1 protein-coding gene is annotated in these 1,886 nt (G+C 71.5%); it reads right to left on the bottom strand.

All coding sequences use genetic code 11. The features are described 5' to 3' along the window. The coding region (locus ETD83_RS41610) for a hypothetical protein (RefSeq protein WP_171064749.1) at positions 1–1,766 on the bottom strand (1,766 nt) is incomplete at its 3' end. Positions 1,767–1,886: the final 120 nt, after the last annotated feature.

Consider the following 1,886-nt stretch of genomic DNA (forward strand, 5'->3'; position numbering starts at 1 on the left):
GCGGGGATGGGGTGGCGTTGGGCGTAGCCGGTGGGCAGGTCGGCGGCGATGTGCGGTTCGAGGTGGGCGCCTGCGGGGCCGTAGGCGGCGGCCAGCGCTTGGACGGTCTTGGGGTCGTACAGGGCGCGGGTGCGCCCGGCCTGCCAGGTGCCGCCCTGGCGGACCAGCAGGACGACGCCTTGGGCGTCGCCGCCGTAGGTGGACATGTCGGGGCAGCCGGTGGTCTCCCAGTCGGGCAGGGCTTTGGTCATCTCCTTGGTGTTGGCGACGCGTCCGACGATGGTGGTGTAGGCGTTGGCCTTGCCCTCCTTGGATCCGGTGTGCTGGACGACGTCGCGTTGTTTGGCGGTGATGAGGACGATGCCGAGTGAGCGGCCGCGTTTGTGGATCTTGTCCATGACGGGCTTGAACACATCGGCGATGGCCGAGTGGAACCCGGTCGCGGTGTCCTGTTCGTCCACGATCACTTGCACCACGGGCGAGGTGGGCGAGGGGGTCAGGGTGCCGCCCTGGCAGGCGATGGCGCGTTCGTCCAGCAGCGCGTCCAGCCATTCCAGGATCAGGACGGCCTTGTCTTCCTCTCCGACTCCGGCGTATTCGTGCAGGTGGTCACGCCACAGGATGGGGATGACGCCTTTGCCCAGGTCGATCGCCACGGTCAGCACGTCGCAGCACTCGGCGCCCTGCTGGACGATGTTGGACAGCGTGTTGGTCTTGCCGCCGCCGTTGGAGCCGACGATGTCGACATGCCGGCCGCCGCCGTCGTCGAAGATGACCAGTTCCAGGTCGTCGCCGGTCTCGGGGTCGGTGCCGATGATGTACGGGCCGTCCAGGATCGACCGGTGTCCCTTGCTCGTCGCGGCGGCCGCGGCGGGAAGGGGGGTGCCGTCAGCGGCGACGGCGGCGGGGTGCGGCACGAGCTGCGACCACAGGTCCACCAGCTGGATGATGATCCAGGCGATGCGGGCGTTCTTGCGGTGGGTGGTGATCCGGACCCGGTCGGCGCCGATGCCGTAGCAGCGGGCGATCTGTTCGGCCAGGTCGCCGCGTTCCAGCCGGGACGCCGATGGGCCTTCCACGCCGAGGTCGATTTTGAACTTGACGCCGGTGCGGGTGCGTTCGGTGCGCAGCAGCCGGGACCCTTCCAGCCCGGCCAGGCCCGCGATGGTCTCCCACTTGGCCTGCGCTTCGGCGAACCGGCGGCGTTCTTTGAGGACGTCGGACCAGGTGTAGGCCGACCAGGTGGCGGTGGCGGTGAGGGTGTAGCCCAGCAGGGTGGGCAGGTTGGTGATGCCGGTGGTAGCGGCGGTGGCCAGCCACGACGGGATCCCGGCCGCGATCGCGGCGATGGCGCCGGAGTAGCGGGGCGAGCCGTGGGTCTTGTAGGTGGCCACCCACGCGGCCAGCGCCGCCGGGGGCGCGAACGCTCCCAGCAGCAGCGCATCGCCGGGGGCGTAGGTGTAGGCGAGGTGACCGGCAGGGTAGAGGGCGGCCAGGCCGGTGCCCAGACCGCGGGTGTCGGGCGAGGCCATCACCCAGCGGGCATAACCGCGGGCCAGCGGCCCCAGCACCGGCCGCCGTGGCGCCGCGCGGCGATCCATCAGCGCGGGCATCAGCGCGTCGAGCGCGTCGGTGTCGGCGTAGCCGCGGCGGCCACCGAAGCGGCCACCGAGACGGCCGCCACCGACGCGACCACCGCCACGGCCGTGGCCCGCGGCGGGTCGCTGTGGGCGGCCGAAGCCGCGCCGGGCAGGACGTTTCAGCATGTGAGAGGACTCCTTGTCCAGGTCAGACACGGAGAACGGCCGCGCCGCCCAACCCCGGAAGAAGGCGAGGGCGGCGGCACGGCCGAACGCGGTGGCAAGGTCGGGCAGGCGGGTAGGGAC

Origin of the sequence: Actinomadura soli (assembly GCF_005889715.1) — a bacterium.
In the GTDB taxonomy this organism is placed as follows: Bacteria; Actinomycetota; Actinomycetes; order Streptosporangiales; family Streptosporangiaceae; genus Spirillospora; species Spirillospora soli.